Source organism: Bacillus sp. 1780r2a1, assembly GCA_024134725.1.
Taxonomy (GTDB): domain Bacteria; phylum Bacillota; class Bacilli; order Bacillales; family Bacillaceae_H; genus Priestia; species Priestia aryabhattai_A.
Genome location: CP099863.1, coordinates 3,530,378 through 3,550,180 on the forward strand (window position 1 = coordinate 3,530,378; position 19,803 = coordinate 3,550,180).

General features: G+C 38.5%; 16 protein-coding genes, 1 other RNA gene and 1 other annotated feature. Of the genes, 4 read left to right on the plus strand and 13 right to left on the minus strand.

The window, feature by feature from the left end; genetic code table 11:
- Nucleotides 1-116 precede the first annotated feature (116 nt).
- The gene (locus tag NIZ91_17835) at nt 117-1,382 is read left to right on the plus strand and encodes a replication-associated recombination protein A (protein ID USY54577.1); all 1,266 of its coding nucleotides are present in this window, start codon (nt 117-119) and stop codon (nt 1,380-1,382) included.
- An 82-nt stretch (nt 1,383-1,464) separates the two neighbouring features.
- On the opposite strand, the gene NIZ91_17840 is transcribed toward NIZ91_17835, so the two are convergent.
- From NIZ91_17840 to NIZ91_17860, 5 genes are all read right to left on the minus strand, one after another.
- Entirely contained in the window at nt 1,465-2,232 is a 768-nt protein-coding gene (locus tag NIZ91_17840) for a tRNA threonylcarbamoyladenosine dehydratase (GenBank protein ID USY54578.1), read from the minus strand.
- A 210-nt stretch (nt 2,233-2,442) separates the two neighbouring features.
- Nucleotides 2,443-2,622: non-coding RNA, 6S RNA (ssrS, locus tag NIZ91_17845), on the minus strand.
- A 46-nt stretch (nt 2,623-2,668) separates the two neighbouring features.
- Nucleotides 2,669-4,447, minus strand: a complete 1,779-nt coding sequence (aspS, locus tag NIZ91_17850; protein ID USY54579.1) for an aspartate--tRNA ligase — start codon at nt 4,445-4,447, stop codon at nt 2,669-2,671.
- 12 nt (nt 4,448-4,459) lie between these two features.
- Nucleotides 4,460-5,728: a histidine--tRNA ligase gene (gene hisS / locus NIZ91_17855; GenBank protein USY54580.1), complete on the minus strand. Its 1,269-nt coding sequence runs from the start codon at nt 5,726-5,728 to the stop codon at nt 4,460-4,462.
- Nucleotides 5,729-5,795: 67 nt separating this feature from the next.
- Nucleotides 5,796-6,029, minus strand: a binding site (T-box leader).
- 130 nt (nt 6,030-6,159) lie between these two features.
- The gene (locus NIZ91_17860) at nt 6,160-6,336 is read right to left on the minus strand and encodes an RNA polymerase subunit sigma-70 (GenBank protein ID USY54581.1); all 177 of its coding nucleotides are present in this window, start codon (nt 6,334-6,336) and stop codon (nt 6,160-6,162) included.
- Between the two features lie 139 nt (nt 6,337-6,475).
- Between NIZ91_17860 and NIZ91_17865 the strand changes: the two genes are divergently transcribed.
- Complete coding sequence (locus tag NIZ91_17865; GenBank protein ID USY54582.1) at nt 6,476-7,366, plus strand: N-acetylmuramoyl-L-alanine amidase; 891 nt, start codon at nt 6,476-6,478, stop codon at nt 7,364-7,366.
- 50 nt (nt 7,367-7,416) lie between these two features.
- On the opposite strand, the gene dtd is transcribed toward NIZ91_17865, so the two are convergent.
- From dtd to NIZ91_17900, 7 genes are all read right to left on the minus strand, one after another.
- Nucleotides 7,417-7,863, minus strand: coding sequence for a D-aminoacyl-tRNA deacylase (gene dtd / locus NIZ91_17870; protein USY54583.1), 447 nt, complete (start codon nt 7,861-7,863; stop codon nt 7,417-7,419).
- 16 nt (nt 7,864-7,879) lie between these two features.
- A complete protein-coding gene (locus tag NIZ91_17875) occupies nt 7,880-10,078 on the minus strand; it encodes a bifunctional (p)ppGpp synthetase/guanosine-3',5'-bis(diphosphate) 3'-pyrophosphohydrolase (GenBank protein USY54584.1) in 2,199 nt (732 codons plus the stop codon).
- A 193-nt stretch (nt 10,079-10,271) separates the two neighbouring features.
- Entirely contained in the window at nt 10,272-10,784 is a 513-nt protein-coding gene (locus NIZ91_17880) for an adenine phosphoribosyltransferase (GenBank protein ID USY54585.1), read from the minus strand.
- Nucleotides 10,785-10,799: 15 nt separating this feature from the next.
- On the minus strand, nt 10,800-13,142 hold the full coding sequence (gene recJ, locus NIZ91_17885) for a single-stranded-DNA-specific exonuclease RecJ (protein USY54586.1): 2,343 nt from the start codon (nt 13,140-13,142) through the stop codon (nt 10,800-10,802).
- A gap of 71 nt (nt 13,143-13,213) precedes the next feature.
- Nucleotides 13,214-14,107, minus strand: coding sequence for a cation diffusion facilitator family transporter (locus NIZ91_17890; GenBank protein ID USY54587.1), 894 nt, complete (start codon nt 14,105-14,107; stop codon nt 13,214-13,216).
- A gap of 135 nt (nt 14,108-14,242) precedes the next feature.
- A complete protein-coding gene (secDF, locus tag NIZ91_17895) occupies nt 14,243-16,477 on the minus strand; it encodes a protein translocase subunit SecDF (GenBank protein ID USY54588.1) in 2,235 nt (744 codons plus the stop codon).
- Between the two features lie 114 nt (nt 16,478-16,591).
- Entirely contained in the window at nt 16,592-16,885 is a 294-nt protein-coding gene (locus NIZ91_17900) for a post-transcriptional regulator (GenBank protein USY54589.1), read from the minus strand.
- A gap of 145 nt (nt 16,886-17,030) precedes the next feature.
- On the opposite strand from NIZ91_17900, the gene spoVB reads away from it, so the two are divergent.
- Complete coding sequence (spoVB, locus tag NIZ91_17905) at nt 17,031-18,581, plus strand: stage V sporulation protein B (GenBank protein USY54590.1); 1,551 nt, start codon at nt 17,031-17,033, stop codon at nt 18,579-18,581.
- A 28-nt stretch (nt 18,582-18,609) separates the two neighbouring features.
- Here spoVB and NIZ91_17910 read toward each other — a convergent pair whose 3' ends face one another.
- Complete coding sequence (locus tag NIZ91_17910) at nt 18,610-19,269, minus strand: DUF421 domain-containing protein (GenBank protein USY54591.1); 660 nt, start codon at nt 19,267-19,269, stop codon at nt 18,610-18,612.
- A 143-nt stretch (nt 19,270-19,412) separates the two neighbouring features.
- On the opposite strand from NIZ91_17910, the gene NIZ91_17915 reads away from it, so the two are divergent.
- Complete coding sequence (locus tag NIZ91_17915) at nt 19,413-19,796, plus strand: TIGR04086 family membrane protein (GenBank protein USY54592.1); 384 nt, start codon at nt 19,413-19,415, stop codon at nt 19,794-19,796.
- Nucleotides 19,797-19,803: the final 7 nt, after the last annotated feature.

Below are 19,803 nucleotides of genomic sequence, written 5' to 3' on the forward strand. Positions count from 1 at the left end.
AACGTTATACTGTTGACATTATATCATACTATCCCTATGAGATAAATTTCAACACTTTTTTAGATATGATACAGTAAAGAAAAACTACATATCCAATCCTAAAAGGAGGTCAGTGTATGAATAATAACCCACTTGCATTTCGCATGCGCCCTAAATCTATCAACGAAATTATCGGACAACAGCATCTTGTTGGAAAAGACAAAATGATTTATCGAATGGTCAAAGCCAACCACTTGAGTTCAATGATTTTGTACGGCCCGCCTGGCGTAGGAAAAACGTCTATTGCTACAGCTATTGCAAAAACAACCAAAATAGCTTTCCGGCAGCTAAATGCGGTTGTGAATAATAAGAAAGATATGGAAATTGTAGCTGAAGAAGCAAAAATGTCTGGCAAAGTAATCTTGTTATTGGATGAAGTTCATCGGTTAGATAAAGGGAAACAAGACTTTTTACTTCCTTATTTGGAAAATGGACTTATTACGTTGATTGGAGCTACTACCAGTAACCCTTATCATGCGATTAACCCAGCGATTCGAAGTAGGTGTCAAATCTTTGAACTAAAACCCTTAGAACCGGATGATATTGAACAAGCCTTAACCAGAGCACTACATGATAAAGAGCGCGGATATGGCGATCAAAATGTTCAGGTTGATCATGATGCAATGCTTCACTTCACAACGAGCTGTAACGGCGATGTTCGTTCCGCTCTAAATGCCCTTGAACTTGCTATTTTATCTACGGACGAAAATGAGGAAGGCTTTATTCATATCACGCTTGAGATTGCTGAGCAGTGCTTACAGCAAAAATATTTTTCCCATGATAAAGATGGAGATGCTCATTACGATGTACTTTCAGCATTTCAAAAATCCATTCGAGGAAGTGATGTGAATGCCGCTCTTCATTACTTAGGAAGACTGATTGAAGCTGGTGATTTAATAAGCATTAACAGACGACTTTTAGTCATTGCATACGAAGATGTTGGACTAGCAAGCCCTCAAGCCGGTGCAAGAACGCTATCCGCCATTGAATCAGCTGAGAGGCTAGGACTTCCAGAAGCACGTATACCGCTAGCTACTGCCGTCATTGAACTTTGTTTATCACCAAAGTCAAACTCAGCTTACAAAGCACTTGACGCTGCTATTGCTGATATAAAAAAAGGCTTGTCTGGTGAGGTTCCCAATCATTTAAAAGACGGCCATTATAAAGGAGCAGCTAAGCTTGGGAGAGCACAGAATTATCAATATCCTCACGACTTTGAAAGTGGATGGGTTAAACAGCAATACCTTCCTGATAAAATAAAGAATAAACGCTATTATGAACCAAAAAGAACAGGAAAATTTGAACAAGCATTAGCACAGGTTTATAAGAATTTATCCACATAATAAAAGCCCCAAAGAGGCCAGGTTTTAAAAGATAAAGATAAACTTTATTTTTAAAATTCAGAGCCTAATGGGGCTTTTTTTCTTACTTATCGTCACCAACACGTTTAATTGTTACGTCTGCTAACAGTTCATTAATAACATGTCCAGCCATGATTAAACCGGCAACAGAAGGAACAAATGCATTTGATGATGGTGGCATTTTAGCTTTGCGAATTTCGGCTGCATCGTTTCCTACTTCTTTACGAATTTCTTCACGAATAACGATTGGTCTTTCATCCGAAAAGACAACGTTAATTCCTTTGCGAACTCCTTCTTTACGCAGTCGCGTACGTACTACCTTCGCAATTGGATCTGTATGGGTTTTGGAAATATCAGCAATTTTAAAGCGAGTTGGGTCCATTTTATTAGCAGCGCCCATGCTTGAGATTACCGGAATATTTCGTCTTAAACACTCTTTCATCAAATGAATTTTATATGAAATAGTATCAGACGCATCAACCACGAAGTCAGGGTCATAGCTAAAGAACTGCTCATATGTTTCTTCTGTATAGAACATTTTTAACGAAATGACTTCGCAATCTGGATTAATATCAAGAATTCGATCGCGCATTAAATCTGCCTTTGGTTTCCCTACTGTTGATAATAAAGCATGAATTTGACGATTAACGTTTGTGATATCCACATCGTCTTTATCAACTAAAATTAATCGTCCAACTCCTGAGCGAGCAAGCGCTTCTGCCGAAAATGAACCAACGCCTCCAATACCTAGAACAGCTACTGTACTGCCTTTTAAAGTTGCTAAGCCATCTTTTCCAATCGCTAGCTCATTACGTGAAAATTGATGCAACATTGTTTAAACACTCCGCCTTTCTATTTCAACACTTTTTTAATAGTGTGTACTTTTCAAGTTTTTCTACCATCGTAAATGCTTGCATAATGGTTTTTATACGAATTAGACTATAACACACTTTTCTTCAAAAGCAAGCATGTCTATCGGGTTACGTATTAAAAACTCATAAAAAAACCTTCTCTATCTAAAACAGAGAAGGTTTTTATGTACGCTAGTCCCAATAATGCCGTCTTAGTGCTTTTGTTTTGAACCCGCTCTCAGCAGGTGGGTACTCTGTTTTACACATTGTAAGTCCTTAGAAAAGGCATGTACGCTGTATAAAAACTCCGAATTCCCAAGCAACAAATTGTTCGGTCAAAACTGTTGTAAAGACGAACATATCAGGACTCTATTGTTCTTGAAAGTATCTTATCACAGAAGATTTTTTTTTGCAATATTATGCTTCTGTTTTTGTTTTTCGAATATCTAAATTCAATTCCACAAGCTGAGCCTCACTTACCTCACCCGGTGCGTTTGTTAATAGACAGCTTGCGCTCGCTGTTTTCGGGAACGCAATCGTATCGCGAAGATTTGTACGTCCAGCAAGAAGCATAACCAGACGATCAAGTCCTAATGCAATTCCACCGTGAGGAGGTGTTCCGTATTCAAACGCTTCAAGTAAGAAGCCAAATTGTTCATGCGCTTCTTCAAGGGTAAAGCCAAGCGTTTTGAACATTTGCTCCTGAATATCACGCTCATAAATACGCAGTGATCCGCCACCAAGCTCATAGCCGTTTAAAACAAGATCATATGCTTGAGCGCGAACGGCACCTGGGTTTGTTTCTAACTGAGGTAAATCTTCACGAACTGGCATTGTAAACGGATGGTGAGCCGCATAGTAACGACCTTCTTCCTCATCATGCTCAAGAAGTGGCCAATCAGTTACCCATAGGAAATTGAATAATGACTCATCAATTAAGCCCAGCTCTTTAGCAAGCTTTAAGCGAAGTGCACCTAATGCATCTGCTACTACTGATTTTTTATCAGCAACAAATAATAATAAATCCCCTTCTTCTGCTTGTAACGTGTTCATAAACTGCCTTTGTTCTTCTTCATTAAAGAATTTACTAATTGGTCCTTTTAGTCCTTCAGCTTCAACTTTTAACCATGCAAGGCCTTTAGCACCGTAAATCTTAACAAAGTCTGTTAACGCATCAATATCTTTGCGAGAATAATTCTGAGCAGCTCCTTTAACAGCGATTGCTTTAACCTGACCGCCGCTTTCTACTGCAGCACTGAATACTTTAAACCCACAGTCTTTTACAAGTTCAGATAAATCGACAAGCTCCATAGCGAATCGCGTATCCGGCTTATCAGAGCCAAATCGACTCATCGCTTCATCATAAGACATGCGTGGGAACGGTGTCTGAATATCTAAACCTTTTACATTTTTCATTACTTTTGACATCATTTCTTCTGTCATTGTCATAATTTCTTCTTGTGTTAAGAAAGAAGTTTCAATATCGACTTGCGTAAATTCTGGCTGGCGATCCGCACGTAAGTCTTCATCACGGAAGCAGCGCGCGATTTGGTAGTAGCGTTCTACACCACTTACCATTAACAGCTGCTTAAAGATTTGCGGCGACTGTGGAAGCGCGTAAAATTCTCCTGGATGCACACGGCTTGGTACAAGGTAATCACGTGCACCTTCTGGGGTACTTTTTGTTAGAATCGGTGTTTCTACATCTAAAAAGTCGTTGTCATCTAAGAAGTTGCGAATAGTCTTTGTAATATCGCTTCTCATCTTTAGTGTTGAAAACATCTCCGGACGGCGAAGGTCTAGGTAACGATATTTTAAACGCACATCTTCTGATACATCTGTTTGATCATTCAGAGCAAATGGAGGCGTTTTTGCTTCGTTTAATACTGTGATACGCTCAGCGTGAATTTCAATTTTCCCTGTTTTCAAGTTAGGGTTAATCGTACCTTCTTGTCTACCTACTACTTCACCCTCAACCTGCAATACGTACTCGTTTCGAACAGTTTCAGCGATTTCAAGCGCTTCTTTCGACACCTCAGGGTTAAATACTACTTGTACTAAACCTCCTCGGTCACGTAAATCAATAAAAATTAATCCTCCTAAGTCACGGCGCTTTTGCACCCAACCTTTTAGCAGTACTTTTTCACCGATGACCGTCTCCGTTACGTCACCACAGTAATATGAACGTTTTGTCATGACTATTCCTCCTTAAGCTTTGTTCTGTAAGTAAGCTACTAGCTCTTCTAACTTCACTTCTTCTTGCTGACCTAATGCCATATCTTTCACATTAGCTACGCCTTTTTCTAACTCGTCATCTCCAAGGACCACTACATATTTTGCTTCTAAGCGATCTGCAGATTTAAATTGGCCTTTTACTTTTTTGTCTTGGTAGTCTTTTTCTGTTACAAAGCCCGCTTTTCGAAGTTTATTCACAAGCGCCACTGATTTTGCTTTTGCTGCGTCCCCAAGCGTCACAACATAGCAATCAATACCCTTTTCTACCGGAAGCTCAATGCTTTCAGCTTCTAAGGCTGATAGTAAGCGCTCGATACTTAAAGCAAATCCAATACCTGGTGTTTCAGGACCACCGATTTCCTGAATTAGTCCGTTATAGCGTCCTCCACCACATAGCGTAGTAATAGCACCGAATCCTTCAGCTTCACTCATTAGCTCAAATGCTGTGTGATTATAGTAATCTAACCCGCGAACTAACGTTGGATCAACAACATACTCAATGTCTAAGTCCGTTAAGTATTGCTGTACATTTTCAAAGTATTCTTTTGAATAGTCATTTAAATATTCTAAGATAGATGGTGCCGTATGCATAAGCTCGTGATCACGATCTTTTTTACAATCTAAAATGCGAAGTGGATTTTTGTGCAAGCGGTTTTGACAATCGCTACAAAACTCACCAATTCGCGGAGAGAAATGATCAATTAGCGCCTGACGATGCGCTTGACGACTTTCTGTATCTCCTAAGCTGTTTACAACTAGCTTTAGCTTCTTTAAACCTAGGGATTGGTAAAAATTCATTAAAAGCGCCAACACTTCTGCATCGATAGCTGGATCATTCACACCAAGTGCTTCAACACCAAACTGAACGAATTGACGGAAGCGTCCCGCTTGCGGTCTTTCATATCGAAACATTGGGCCAATATAGAAAAGCTTCGTTGGTTGATTTGGATTCCCAAACATTTTATGCGTTACGTAAGAACGTCCAACAGCAGCAGTTCCTTCTGGACGAAGCGTTAAACTTCTATCTCCGCGATCTTTAAAGGTATACATTTCTTTCTGAACGATATCCGTTGTTTCTCCCACACCACGCTGAAATAGCTCAGTATGTTCAAACATCGGTGTACGAATTTCCTTGTAGTTAAATGCACGACAGATTTCACGAGCTTTTTGCTCAACAAACTGCCAGTATTCTACTTTTCCTGGTAAGATATCTTGAGTTCCTCTTGGTATTTGAACTGACATAAAGCGTCATATGCCTCCTATAACTTCATTTTCTATAACAAAAAAACTCTCATCTCTACTAGCAACTAGTAGGGACGAGAGTTTAAATCACGTGGTACCACCCTAATTGAAGCATACCATGCTGCATGCTTCCACTCATTCGTTAACGTACGAAACCGTTCAACTCCTACTAACCATGCTTTCAGAGCGAAACCTCCAAAGTGTTCATTCATTGAGTCATCATGTAAAATGCTTTCAGCCCAAGGCACTTTTTCTCTCTCCATGTGTCATCTCAACTACTTTTCTTTATCATAGGCTCTATTCATATAAAATTAAGCTATGTAATAGCCATTCGTTAAAATATAGCAATTGTTTACTATATTACGAATGAAATGAACAGTTGTCAAGAACTTCACGGCTATAAATTGTTGGTAAGTTGGAAGCGAAATGAATTATGAACGATTTAGCTGTTTTCTAAGCTTTTGTACATCTCGAAGCGACAAACCAAATTCTGACGCTAATTCAATTGAAGAAGCATCCTTTTCTTTATCTACGAAGTCGTGGAACTGCATGCCGAAAAGCGACTGATTTTGTTGAAAGGAATGCTCACCTTTATCACTAAATTTCACGTATACCCCTTCTTTCCATGTACTTTTACACTACATATGCTCTTTATAGCATTGCCAAAAAAGTCGACATCTTTCATAAACGAAAGGATTTTTTTTCGTAATCTCGAATTACTTAGTCTGTGATAAAGGAGGAATATGTATGGCTTTTGTTCGCTCGTCTAAACTCTATTTCTTGTTGTCTGTCATCATACTCGTTTGTCTCTCTTCCTTCGATCATCCAGAATCTCCACGCTTCTCACCTAGGATTATTACAGCGGATACCTTACACGTTCGAACAGGACCAGGTTTAGCTTTTTCAATTGCAGCAACACTTAAACAGCATGATGAGGTGAACGTTATAGATCAACAAGGAGATTGGATTTTTGTTCAATTTCAAGACCTTAAAGGCTGGATTTCTAAACCACATACAGCATTGTTAAATTTTAATAACCTCTCTCCACAGCAACAGATTCAGCTAAAATCGACACCTGCTATCAAAAATCTACCTACAGACGATTTAAAAGGGAAAACCATTATTTTAGACCCAGGACATGGTGGAAAAGACAAGGGGGCAATAGGTACACAAGGTACATATGAAAAGGATTTAACACTTCGAACTGCTCGTTTTGTACAAGAAGAGCTTCAAAACAATGGTGCCATCGTAAAATTAACAAGAACAGACGATTCCTATGTAAAGCTGTCCAATCGTATCTTGGCTTCAAACAGCGCTGATTTGTATATCAGCATTCATTATAACAGTGTCGCTGATTCCAGCTTAACGGGACTCATCACGTACTTTTATCATGACAACCAAGACTCGCTTCTAGCTGGTTCTGTTCATGCTTCACTTGTCAATCAAAGTGATTTAAAAGATAAAGGAGTGCGCTTTGGAGACTACTACGTGCTGCGTGAAAATAAACGTCCAAGCATTTTATTAGAGCTAGGTTTTTTAAGTAATAAGCGTGAAGAAACCTACATTAATTCCGTTGAGTATCAGCGAAGAGTCTCTCATCAAGTAGCCGTAGGAATTCAGCAATACTTCAAACAATAATAGAAAAAGCGCCTGTTTGCACGTGATGCAACAGACGCTTTTTTAATCACTTATTTATCTTTGCTTTCAATAATTAACGTAACAGGCCCATCATTGGTAAAGCTAACGTCCATCATTGCTCCAAACGAACCGGTTTGAACACGAACTCCCTTTTTCTCTAGCTGCTCGTTAAAATACTTATACAGCGCAAGCGCTTTGTCTGGCTTTGCCGCTCCCATAAAATTTGGGCGTCTTCCTTTTCGACAATCACCATATAGCGTAAACTGCGAAACAGATAGAATTTCTCCCTCAATATCAAGCAATGAGTGATTCATTTTCCCTGCTTCATCTTCAAACACTCGTAGGTTGACTATCTTATCTGCAAGGTAATCCGCATCTTTCACTTCATCTTCATGCGTAACCCCTACTAAGAGCATAAAGCCTTTGCTAATTTCACCAACAACTTCACCTTCAACGGTAACCTTTGCTTCTTTTGCACGCTGTACTACAACTTTCATTCTTCACGTACCTTTCTTAATGCATAATACGACGAACCGAATAGATATCACGAATTTGCTTGATACGTTCAACAACCTTATGAAGATGACTAATGTTATGAATAGAGATTGACATATTAATGGTTGCCATTTTATTTCGATCAGATCGTCCAGATACAGCTGAAATATTGGTTTTTGTTTCATTTACAGCTTGCAGCACTTCGTTTAACAAGCCGCGACGGTCATATCCAGATATCTCAATCTCGACATTAAATTCTTTACCTTCTTTAATATGCGTTTCCCACTCAACTGGAATTAAACGATTTTCCGAATCCTCCGTATGGACATTCAAGCAGTCTGCGCGGTGAACAGATACTCCACGCCCCTTTGTAATAAATCCTACAATTTCATCACCAGGAACTGGATTACAACATTTTGATAAACGAATAAGCATATTTTCAACACCCGGTACAATAACACCAGAGTCTTTGCGCTTATGCTGACGTACACGCTTTGCTGCTGTATCTCGAGCAAGATCATCTACCTGCACTTCCTGCTCCTGATCACGCTGTTTTCGCCATTTCTCTGTTAAACGATTGGCAACCTGAGCAGCAGTTAAACCATTATATCCAATTGCTGCATACATATCATCTTCATTTGAAAAGTTAAACTTTTCGGCTACTCGTTTAATATTATCGGTTGTTAATACTTCTTTCACATCAAATTCCATTTGACGAATTTCTTTTTCAACAAGCTCTTTGCCTTTTTCAATATTTTCATCTCGGCTTTGTTTCTTAAAGAACTGACGTATCTTATTTTTCGCCTGAGATGTTTGAGCAAGCTTCAACCAATCTTTACTTGGTCCATAAGAATGCTTGGATGTTAGAATTTCAATGATATCTCCCGTTTTTAACCGGTAATCAAGCGTAACCATCTTTCCGTTGACTTTCGCACCAATTGTTTTATTTCCAATTTCTGAGTGGATGCGATATGCAAAATCAATTGGAACGGAGCCGGATGGTAATTCAATCACATCGCCTTTCGGCGTAAAAATGTAGACCATGTCCGAAAATAAGTCAATTTTTAATGATTCCATGAACTCTTCTGCATCATTAGCGTCATTTTGAAACTCTAAAATTTCCCTGAACCAAGTTAGCTTCTCTTCAAAAGATGCATGTTCCGTTGACTTTCCTTCTTTATACGCCCAATGTGCAGCAATTCCGTACTCTGCAATTTGATGCATATCAAAAGTACGAATTTGAACTTCCAATGGATCTCCTTTTGGCCCAATAACGGTTGTATGAAGAGACTGGTACATGTTTTGCTTTGGCATTGCAATATAATCTTTAAAACGACCAGGCATTGGCTTCCAACAGGTGTGGATAATACCAAGTACCGCATAGCAATCTTTAATGCTGTCTACAATAATACGCACTGCAAGCAAATCATAAATTTCATTAAACTGTTTATTTTGAAGAGCCATTTTACGATAGATTGAATAAATGTGCTTTGGTCTACCCGAAATTTCGACTTTAATCGATACATCATCAACGTTCTCGCGGACTTCATCAATAACTTCTTCTAAATACTGCTCGCGCTCTGCTCGCTTTTTCTTCATCAAGTTTACAATTCGATAATATTGCTGAGGGTTTAAATAGCGGAGCGCTGTGTCTTCAAGCTCCCACTTAATTTTTGAAATCCCTAAACGATGAGCAAGCGGTGCAAAGATCTCCAACGTTTCGTTTGAAATGCGGCGCTGTTTCTCTTGTGGTAAGTGCTTCAATGTACGCATGTTATGCAAACGGTCCGCTAATTTAATCAAAATAACACGAATATCCTGTGCCATTGCAACAAACATTTTGCGATGGTTTTCTGCTTGCTGCTCTTCTTTTGATTTATATTTAATTTTCCCAAGTTTTGTAACACCGTCTACTAGCATTGAAACTTCTGAATTGAAAGCTTTCTCTAAATCTTTTAGCGTTATCTCTGTATCTTCAACGACATCGTGTAAGAATCCAGCTGCAATTGTAGCTGGATCCATGTCAAGATCAACTAAAATCCCTGCAACCTGTATAGGATGAATGATATACGGTTCTCCTGATTTACGATATTGCTCTTTATGTGCTTCTTTTGCAAAATCATATGCTGCTTGAACAAACGCAACATCCTCTTCATCCAAATACCGTCTCGAATTATCAATGACCTGTTCTGCTGTTAGGACTTGCTCATTTGCCATGAAATCACCTTTATCAACTAGCATTTTTATTAATTCATATTGTAACTATTATCATGAAAATTAATAGAGATGTAAAGCCTTTGGTAATAATTTATCAAATAAAGTCACATTTCAATCTTTTGCTTTCTTTGTATTAAACAAAAAAGCGCCTAATTCATTTAGGCACTTCTCTGTTTCATTATACATCCATTCATTAATACGTCATTAATGTAAATACGTCATATCCTTCTAGCTTTTCGCGTCCATCTAAATATGACAATTCAATAAGGAACGCAATCCCAGCAACTACTCCACCTAGTTCTTCAACCAGTTTAATTGTTGCTTCAATTGTTCCACCTGTCGCTAATAAGTCGTCTGTAATTAATACACGTTGCCCTGGCTTAATTGCATCTTTATGGATTGTTAATACGTCTTTTCCATATTCTAAGCCATAATCAACTTTAATTACCTCACGAGGTAATTTACCTTCTTTACGAACCGGTGCAAAGCCTACACCTAACGCGTATGCAACCGGACAGCCAACGATAAATCCACGTGCTTCAGGTCCAACGATGATATCAATCTCTTTATCTTTTGCATACTTCATGATTTCATCTGTCGCTGCACGATACGCTTCACCATTATCCATTAATGTTGAGATATCTTTAAACTTAATACCTGGTTTTGGCCAGTCAGGTACAATTGTAATATAATCTTTAAAATTCATTCTAATGTTGCCTCCTCATTCATCCGCACTTGCAAGAAGCTTCTCAAACTCACTTTTTAACTGTGCATATGAACTATAAATAAAGTTTTTGTCCATTTCAATTTGTTGCTGTTTATTACGATAAGTCACAGACTCTATTAAATCACGTTTAGAACTATTTTTCACTAGCGAAATTAGACCATTGTTTATTGTAACAAATTCTAGTTCAAAAAACACCTGGCAGATAAAATCAATTGTATCTTTTGTCCAGCCTTTGTGAATGGCAATTTCTTCTTTATAACGGTTTAAGTCAAACGGACTTCTTTTCGCTAGCAGTCCATAAAACCACTTAAAATGCTCCCGCGTTGGAATCGTATCAAAGTAACTATCACTTTCTGTTACGAACATCGCGTAAACTCGAGCCGGCTGTCCTTCAGCAAACAAGAGGTTTAGCCTCTGTGTTGAATCTGGTAAATCTAAAAGAACCATTTGTTTATCAGCTGACTTATATAGACTAGCCTGTTCATCTGTCGAAATCTCAACGACTTGATCCATTGGCAAAATCGCTGCATGCTTTTGAACGGTCTTTGGATTAAAAGTTACAATGTCCATTTCTTTCGTAAAAATCTCTTGAAAAAACCGTTTCATATCAAATGAATTTCGGTAATCAAATAACTGCCATTCGCTGACCGCTACATCTTCAATCATAAGCTGTGGCTTTCGCATATTATTCCATTCATTAATAGAAAGCTCACCGACTAACGATACTTTAGCTAATGGAGAAACCTCATCTAACACATGTCCTAATCCAAATCCTACAGCGTCAATAGAGAATCCATTATCTTCTACAACAAGCTTTAAATGGTTTTTGTCACTCCCAATTTTACGCATTGATGTTGGCGTAACGTGCTCAACAAGAACTTTTGGCTTAGGGTTATGCATACCAAATGGCGCGAGTGTTTGAAGTTCTTCAATACTAGAGATTGTAACATCTTCAATTTTGCATATTGTATCAATCGAAGTAATGGGAATGAAGTCTTGTTCGGTTAGCACTTCTTGCGCTTGTTCATTTAAGCGTTGACGCAATAGCTCAACATTTTTTGCTTCAAGCGTCATCCCTGCAGCCATTGGATGGCCTCCGAAATGTGGTAAAATATCACGACTCTTTGATAAGTTTGCAAATAAATCAAATCCAGGGATACTTCTTGCTGACCCTTTTGCTAAGCCCGTTTCGTGATCAAGACTTAACACAATGGTTGGACGATAGAATTTTTCTACCAAGCGAGAAGCTACAATTCCAACAACCCCTGCGTTCCAGCCTTCACCTTCAATAATTAAGACTGGATTCTCACTAGGCGGGTATAGACCTTCCACAGTATTGATTGCTTCTTGTGTAATTTCATTGACAATCTGTTGACGTTCTTTATTTAAATTATCAATTTCTTTTGCTAACTCAATTGCTTCTTCATAATGAGCAGACATCAGTAAATCGACTGCTGGGTCTGCATCTTGAAGACGACCTACAGCATTAATTCTTGGAGCAAGAGCAAATCCAATCGTGTCTTCCGTAATGTCTTCTTTCTTCACGCTGCATACTTTTAGTAGTGCTTCAATTCCAGGTCGGGTCGAACTCTTTAAATAGCGTAAACCTTTTTTTGCTATTAGTCGATTTTCTCCAACTAGCGGTACCAAATCAGCAATTGTACCAATGACAGCTAGTTCTAATAAATGCTCAGGAGCTTCACCGAGCAAAGCGTGTGCTAATTTAAATACCACCCCAACTCCAGCTAGCTCTTTAAATGGATAAACTCCACCAGGAAGCTTAGGGTGTATAATTGCATAGGCTTCTGGAAGTTCAGGGCCTGGTTCGTGGTGGTCAGTAATGATTAGGTCAAATCCCAGCTCAGCTGCTAGCTTTGCCTCTTTTACTGCTGAAATTCCAGTATCTACTGTGATGACTAAACCATACCCTTCATCACTAATTTGTCTAAATGCCTGTTCATTTGGGCCGTAGCCTTCTGTAAAACGATTGGGTATATAAAAATCAACTTGTGCTCCGAGTTGACCTAAAGCAGATAGCATAACGGACGTACTGCTTACACCATCAGCATCATAGTCCCCATATATCATAATACGTTCATTGTTTTCAATTGCTTGACGAATACGTGCAACCGTTTCTTCCATACCTTCTAAAAGAAATGGATCATGAAAAGATTCATCCTCAATATGTAAAAACTGTGAGGCTTCTTCTACCGTTTGAATTCCTCGATTAATAAGCAGTGAAGCAACGAGAGGTGTAATATTGAGTTTCTTTGCAAATTCATCAACAAGTGGATTATCTATATGTTTTACATTCCAACGCTTCTTTGACTGTAGCATATCTCATCTCACCCCTTAACCCACATAATTATACTAAAGGCAGTCCAAAGGGGCAATGAGTGAGCTTAATCTTAACTTTCTGAATATGGATTAATATGAACAAATACACCTTGAATATTCGGTTCTTCCAGTAGCTGCTCTTTGACTACTTTTCCAATCTGATGACCTTCTTCTACCGTAATAAACGGATCGACTGAAATGCGCAAATCAACAATAGCATAGTAACCATGCTCCCTTGCATGAAGGGTATCAATTCGTTCAACACCTTCAACACCTAACACTATTTCTTTTAAATGTGCAGTATCTTCCTCATGAAGAACATGATCCAACGTATTGTGAAAAGCTTCTGCCCCTAGTGTCCAAGCTGTTTTTAAAACAAGTACAGAAACAATTAATCCTGCTAGGGGGTCCGCATATACTAACCACTCTATTCCAATTTTATCACCAATAAGAGAAGACCCAATACCTACAAGCGCTGCAAAGGAAGAGAAGACGTCCACACGATGATCATGTGCGTTGATCATAACAGCGTCACTTTTTATTTTCTTTCCAATACGATATGTGTATCGATACAATCCTTCTTTAATGATGATAGCCGTAACTAGAGCATAAATAGCAAAAATTTTAGGTGGCTCTATTGGATTAAAGAATGCTTGGAAAGATGAAGTTAAAATTTCAATCCCTACAATGGCTAAAAGAACGGCTACGATAATAGCAGCGATTGATTCAGCTTTTCCGTGTCCATAAGGGTGGTCTTCATCAGGTGGCTGCTTTGCAATTTTCACACCAATAAAAACCACAAGTGAGCCGGCAACATCTGAAACGGAATTTGCTGCATCCGCTATGAGTGCTCGACTGTTTGCCATGACGCCTACAACTGATTTCATGATGGCCAAGACAATATTACCAACCATTCCTACCACTGCTGCAGTTTGCGCTTCTTTAAATCGCTTTTCATTGTCCACTTTTCCACACCCTTTCTAGAAAGCAGTATTCATTAGCGTTCCCAAAATTCTCTTTTGCTACTAAGCTTATGATATGAATTGAAAGAGAAGACACAGAAAAAGTGCACGGGTTATTCCGTGCACTTTTTCATTAATTTATTCCGTTTCGTTTTCAACAACTTTCTTACGTTCTAGCTGTTTTCCTTTCCACACAAGCCACAGCTGAGCGGCAATGAAAATCGATGAGTACGTACCTGCAATTAATCCTATTAGTAAAGCGATAGAGAAGTTTAAAATTGAGTCACTTCCAAATAGTAATAACGCTACTACAGCAAGGGTAACCGTAATAATCGTATTTAAAGATCGAGTTAGCGTCTCACGCAAACTTAAGTTCACGATAAACTTTAAATCTTCAAACGTTTTTGATTTAAACTTCTTCATGTTCTCTCGAATGCGGTCAAACGTTACAATCGTATCATTTATTGAGTAACCAACGATTGTTAAAATTGCGGCTATAAATGTCAAATCAACTTCAAGACGAGTCAAGCTAAAGAACGCAATGATGAAAAAGGCATCATGTAGTAAAGCTACAATAGCTGCTAATCCCATGTACAGCTCAAATCGGAACCCTACATAAATAATAATTCCAATGGAAGCAATTAATACAGCAATCATTGCATTTCGTGCTAGCTCTTTTCCGACAGTCGGAGAAACCGTACTTACGTTAGGTTCTGAGCCATACTTTTCGCCGAAGTAATCCTTTAAATCAGCAATTTCTTTTTGTGAAAGTACACCTACAAAGCTGGCAACTCCCGTCTTTTTATCATCACCTGTGATAATCACATCGTCTGAGTCTAATCCAATTGAAGACATGTCCTTTTCTACCTGCTCTTGAGTTAAAGCTTTATCACTTGCCACTTCTACTCGGGTTCCACTTGCAAAATCAATTCCTAGGTTCAGCTTGAATACTAGAACAGCAACAATTCCTGCAATTACAAGTGCGCTAGAGAAAGCGAAGAAGCGCTTGCGGTTTTTAACAAAGTCAAAACGGTCCCAAGCAGTTGGTAAAACCGTTTGCCCATCGTCTTTGCTTAAATCATGAATTTCAGATTTTTTCACACCAAACAAATGAGGCTTTTTATTTAACCAGCGGCTGTTAATAAGAAGTGCCAATAGCAATCTTGTTCCATACACAGCCGTCACAAAGCTTAGTACAATTCCAATCATTAACGTTGTCGCAAATCCTTGAACAGAACTTGTTCCATAGATAAACAGCACCACAGCAGCTAACATTGTTGTTAAGTTTGCATCAAAAATTGTTGCAATGGAACGGCGATTCCCCGCTTTAAAAGCAGACATAACGGAACGACCTGTTCTTAATTCATCTTTAATTCGCTCGTATGTAATGATATTAGCATCCACTGCCATACCTACTCCAAGAATAAGTGCAGCAATACCTGGAAGCGTAAGCACAACGTGCATAAGGTCAAACACTAAAAGGTTTAAATACAAATAAAAACTCAGCGTAATAACTGCAATAATACCTGGTAAGCGATAGAATGCAATCATAAAAATAAAGATTGCAGCAATTCCAATCGCTCCTGCAAAAACAGTCATATCAAGAGCTTTTTCACCAAACTGAGCACCGACAGACGTTGAATAAATCTCATCTAATTTAACTGGCAAAGAGCCTGCATTTAATAGCTCTGATAGTTCTGTAGCACTTTTAACTGTAAAGTTGCCACCTGTAATCGATACTTCTTTTTGAGAGAAAACTTGATTCACAGTTGCAGCGGATAAAAACTTAGGATCTTGCTTAGCTGCTTCTGCCTTATAAGAATCTTTTCCTTCCTCAAAGTCTAACCAAATAACCAATAAGTTGTTCGGTGCCATATCTAGCACTTTTTTTGTTACTTCTTTAAACTTATCAGCATCTTTTAGCTTTAACGAAACACTCGGCTGATTGTTTTCATCAAACGACTGCTTGGCACCATTTTGAGCAAGATCAGAACCATCCATCAATATATTGTCATTTACATCACGGAAGGTTAAATTTGCTTCAGTTGATAATAACTCACGAGCTTGTGACTGATCGGTAACACCAGCAAGCTGTACGCGAATGCGATTATCTCCTTCAATTTGAATACTAGGCTCGCTTACACCGAGCACATTCACACGCTGATTCAACGCTTCAACTGTGCTTTTAAGTGCACTGTTGTCGATGACATCGCCCTTCTTAGCAGGTTTTACATCATATAAAATCTCAAACCCACCTTGAAGATCGAGGCCAAGCTTAATATCTTTCGCAATACCTGTAACCGTTGTTCCGATTGTACCAAATATTAAAAGTACTAAGAGGAAAAAGGTAACGATACGTCCTCTTTTAACCATCGATAAGAAATCCTCCTTCTTATGTAAAACACATGAGCTAATCGCTGTAAAATACCAACTTAATTATCTTCGATAACTAGGGGGTCTGTCAAATGACGAACCATAAAATTTGCATTACTTTAATAATTCTTTCCAATCCTCATTGTCACTAACTGTTTCGAACATATTGGATTTATAAGATTCAATTGTTACATAGCTCATTACATCAGTAATCTTAACAGTCAACACGTCACTGACAACCTGATGCAACGAAAATTCTTGACGCTTTTTCCACTTCTTTTGGTTCAAATACGCCCACAGCTCCACTTCCGTTACGTCTTCGTAACCAATTAAATGAAATTCTTCTAACTTACTCTCAATTACCGGTTGAATGATAGCTTTTTGCTCATCTGATATTATCGAGTTCATATTCACGGCTCCTTTTTTCACACGCATGCAAAATATATAAGCAAGCTCTCTGTTATTTCTTTGATTCCTTGTCATGCTTGGACACATCCCCTGCATATATTGGATTACGTCAATTATAATTTGTCCAAGAAGGCAGTGAGGATCTATGTCTAAATTTTTGCAAGGTACTATTATTTTAATTATAGCTGGATTGATTACAAGAGTTCTGGGATTTATTAACCGCGTTGTTATTGCAAGAATGATCGGAAACGAAGGTGTCGGTCTTTACATGATGGCTGTTCCAACTCTTGTACTCGTTATTACGTTAACTCAGTTAGGATTACCTGTTGCTATTTCAAAGCTTGTTGCTGAAGCACAAGCGCTTGGTGACAAACGCAAAATCAAAAAAATTCTGGTTGTTTCTTTAAGCATTACGTGTACGTTGAGTTTTATATTTACGCTTAGTTTAATAGTATTCGCTCCTATTATTGCAAAAACCTTTTTTACAGATGAGCGTACCTTATATCCACTATTAGCGATTATTCCTGTCATTCCAATTATCGCTATTTCATCGGTTATCCGCGGCTATTTTCAAGGCCTTCAACAAATGAAACCCGCTGCTTATTCGCAGGTCATTGAACAAGTCGTTCGTATCACTTTAATCGCTGTATGCACAAAGGCGTTCTTACCTTATGGAATTGAATACGCCGCTGCTGGCGCTATGCTCTCTTCTGTATTTGGAGAATTAGCATCTTTATTTTATATGTTCTATATGTTTAAGCGAAAAAAGAAGTTAACCGTCCGGCGTAACTTTTTTCAATCCCTGCGTGATGGCAAAGATACCTTTTATGATTTAATGCGCATTGCTGTTCCCACTACAGGAAGTCGTATGATTGGCTCAGTTTCTTGGTTTTTAGAGCCAATTGTTGTAGCCAAAAGCTTGGCAATTGCCGGCGTAGCAACCACCATCGCCACTCAACAGTACGGCGAACTAACAGGCTTTGCACTTCCATTATTAATGTTACCGTCCTTTATTACCGTTTCTCTTTCAACAGCACTAGTCCCAGCTATCAGTGAATCTTATGCAAAGAATCAGATGAAACAAATTCAGTATAGACTTCATCAAGCATTGCGCCTTTCCTTTATAACAGGTGGCCTTGCCGTTGTTGTATTATACGTATTTGCCAACCCTGTAATGGAATTGATGTATGGATCAGATAAAGCAGCTATTTTTGTTAAAGTAATGGCACCATTTTTTATTTTTTCTTACTTTCAAGGACCCCTACAGGCCGCCTTACAAGCTTTAGACCTAGCCAAAGCTGCAATGATTAACAGCTTCATTGGTGCAGCTGTGAAGACTGCACTGATTTTCTTGTTAGCTTCTCAACCTACTCTTGGTATTATGGGTGCCGGACTTTCTATTGTAGTTGGCACTATGCTCGTTACTCTTCTTCATTTATCAACTGTTATGAAACAAATTATGTATAAACTACAAATCATGGATTATGTAAAAAGCTTTATCGTCATGTTAGCTGCTGGATGGGTTGGACAGTATGCCTTTACACACTTATTCTCCAACCTTCCACTTGTACTACAAACGTTGGTCTCCATAGCAGTTACGAGCCTTTTATACGTTATTCTTTTATTGCTATTCAAGCTTGTTACGAAAGAAGAACTTCACCGTTTTTCAATTTTACGGCTATTTAAAAAGAAATAAAGAAGATGAGCAACTACGCTCATCTTCTTTATTTCGGTTCATCTACTTTATCCACAAAAAAGGTTCCATTATTGTAGGTGCAATATGAAATATTCTTTATTTCTTCATAACCTAGCTTTTTTAACTCTTGGCGAAGCCATAGCTTTGTACGGTTATCCAGTGCCAAATGCTCTTCTTGAACTACACCATCAATAATGTAAGGTAAATTTAGGCTTTCTTTTCCAGAAGAAGCAGTGTTATTCTTTTTTTCAAAAACGGATAGCTTGCCAGAAGGTTCTAAAATAGCAAATTCAACGTCAGCAATATCCTTCACATTTTTATCGCGAAGCTGCATGAGTAAATCATTAAAGTTATAGCGTTGCTTTTGCATTTCCCTTTCACGAATTTCGCCATTTTGAATAATCACCGTCGGCTGACCGTCTAAGAAATTGCGCATGCGATTACTTTTAAGTGACCAAAGCGCTAACCCAATCTGAATTACCAGTAAAGTAACCATCGGCACTAAGCTATGATGCAATGGATCATTTGTATTCTCAATTGCCATCACCGCTAGCTCTGCTAGCATGATAAATACGACAAGGTCTAAAATACTGAGCTCACCGATTTCACGCTTCCCCATTAGCCTAAAGATGACTAATACGATAAGATACAACAAAATAGTACGAAATACCATTGTTACGATCTCCATATAAAAACCTCCGTACTTTGACATTCCTGACTAGTTTTCGTTTAAACAAAGGAAAATAGACGAACTTTTTTGCGTCTATTTCTTCCATTTTGTGAATATGCTCGTACTAAGGGTGGAGTTTGACATATAAGGGGGTTTTCGTAATGGAAGCAAAAAGAATGAGCAGCGCTGTCTTTTTTGGCGTAATGATTATCTTTATTATTGGTTTTATCATCAGCCTTTTGTTAGCACTTTTGTTAAAGTTTTCGTCTGTTACTGAGCAGGCTTTGCAACTGTGGATTGCTATTTTGTCCTTTTTGGCAGTCTTTATTGGCGGGTTTATGTCAGGTGGAAAAAGTGGCTCAAAGGGTTGGATGATTGGTGGAGCAACGGGTCTTATCTACTCTGTTCTTATGCTTATGCTACAGTTTCTTGGATATAACGAGCTCTTTTCGGCTCAGCAGCTCCTATTCCACGGTGGCTTTTTACTAGTAGCTATGCTTGGTGGTGTGATTGGAGTCAACTTATCAGGTTCTAAAACAGCATAAAAAAGCT

Coding starts and splice junctions, on each gene's coding strand:
- spoVB (USY54590.1), top strand. CDS start 17,031: ATGTCTAAATTTTTGCAAGGTACTATTATTTTAATTATAGCTGGATTG.
- aspS (USY54579.1), bottom strand. CDS start 4,447: ATGACAAAACGTTCATATTACTGTGGTGACGTAACGGAGACGGTCATC.
- secDF (USY54588.1), bottom strand. CDS start 16,477: ATGGTTAAAAGAGGACGTATCGTTACCTTTTTCCTCTTAGTACTTTTA.
- hisS (USY54580.1), bottom strand. CDS start 5,728: ATGTCAGTTCAAATACCAAGAGGAACTCAAGATATCTTACCAGGAAAA.
- NIZ91_17865 (USY54582.1), top strand. CDS start 6,476: ATGGCTTTTGTTCGCTCGTCTAAACTCTATTTCTTGTTGTCTGTCATC.
- NIZ91_17835 (USY54577.1), top strand. CDS start 117: ATGAATAATAACCCACTTGCATTTCGCATGCGCCCTAAATCTATCAAC.
- NIZ91_17915 (USY54592.1), top strand. CDS start 19,413: ATGGAAGCAAAAAGAATGAGCAGCGCTGTCTTTTTTGGCGTAATGATT.
- NIZ91_17875 (USY54584.1), bottom strand. CDS start 10,078: ATGGCAAATGAGCAAGTCCTAACAGCAGAACAGGTCATTGATAATTCG.
- recJ (USY54586.1), bottom strand. CDS start 13,142: ATGCTACAGTCAAAGAAGCGTTGGAATGTAAAACATATAGATAATCCA.
- NIZ91_17880 (USY54585.1), bottom strand. CDS start 10,784: ATGAATTTTAAAGATTATATTACAATTGTACCTGACTGGCCAAAACCA.
- dtd (USY54583.1), bottom strand. CDS start 7,863: ATGAAAGTTGTAGTACAGCGTGCAAAAGAAGCAAAGGTTACCGTTGAA.
- NIZ91_17840 (USY54578.1), bottom strand. CDS start 2,232: ATGTTGCATCAATTTTCACGTAATGAGCTAGCGATTGGAAAAGATGGC.
- NIZ91_17910 (USY54591.1), bottom strand. CDS start 19,269: ATGGAGATCGTAACAATGGTATTTCGTACTATTTTGTTGTATCTTATC.
- NIZ91_17900 (USY54589.1), bottom strand. CDS start 16,885: ATGAACTCGATAATATCAGATGAGCAAAAAGCTATCATTCAACCGGTA.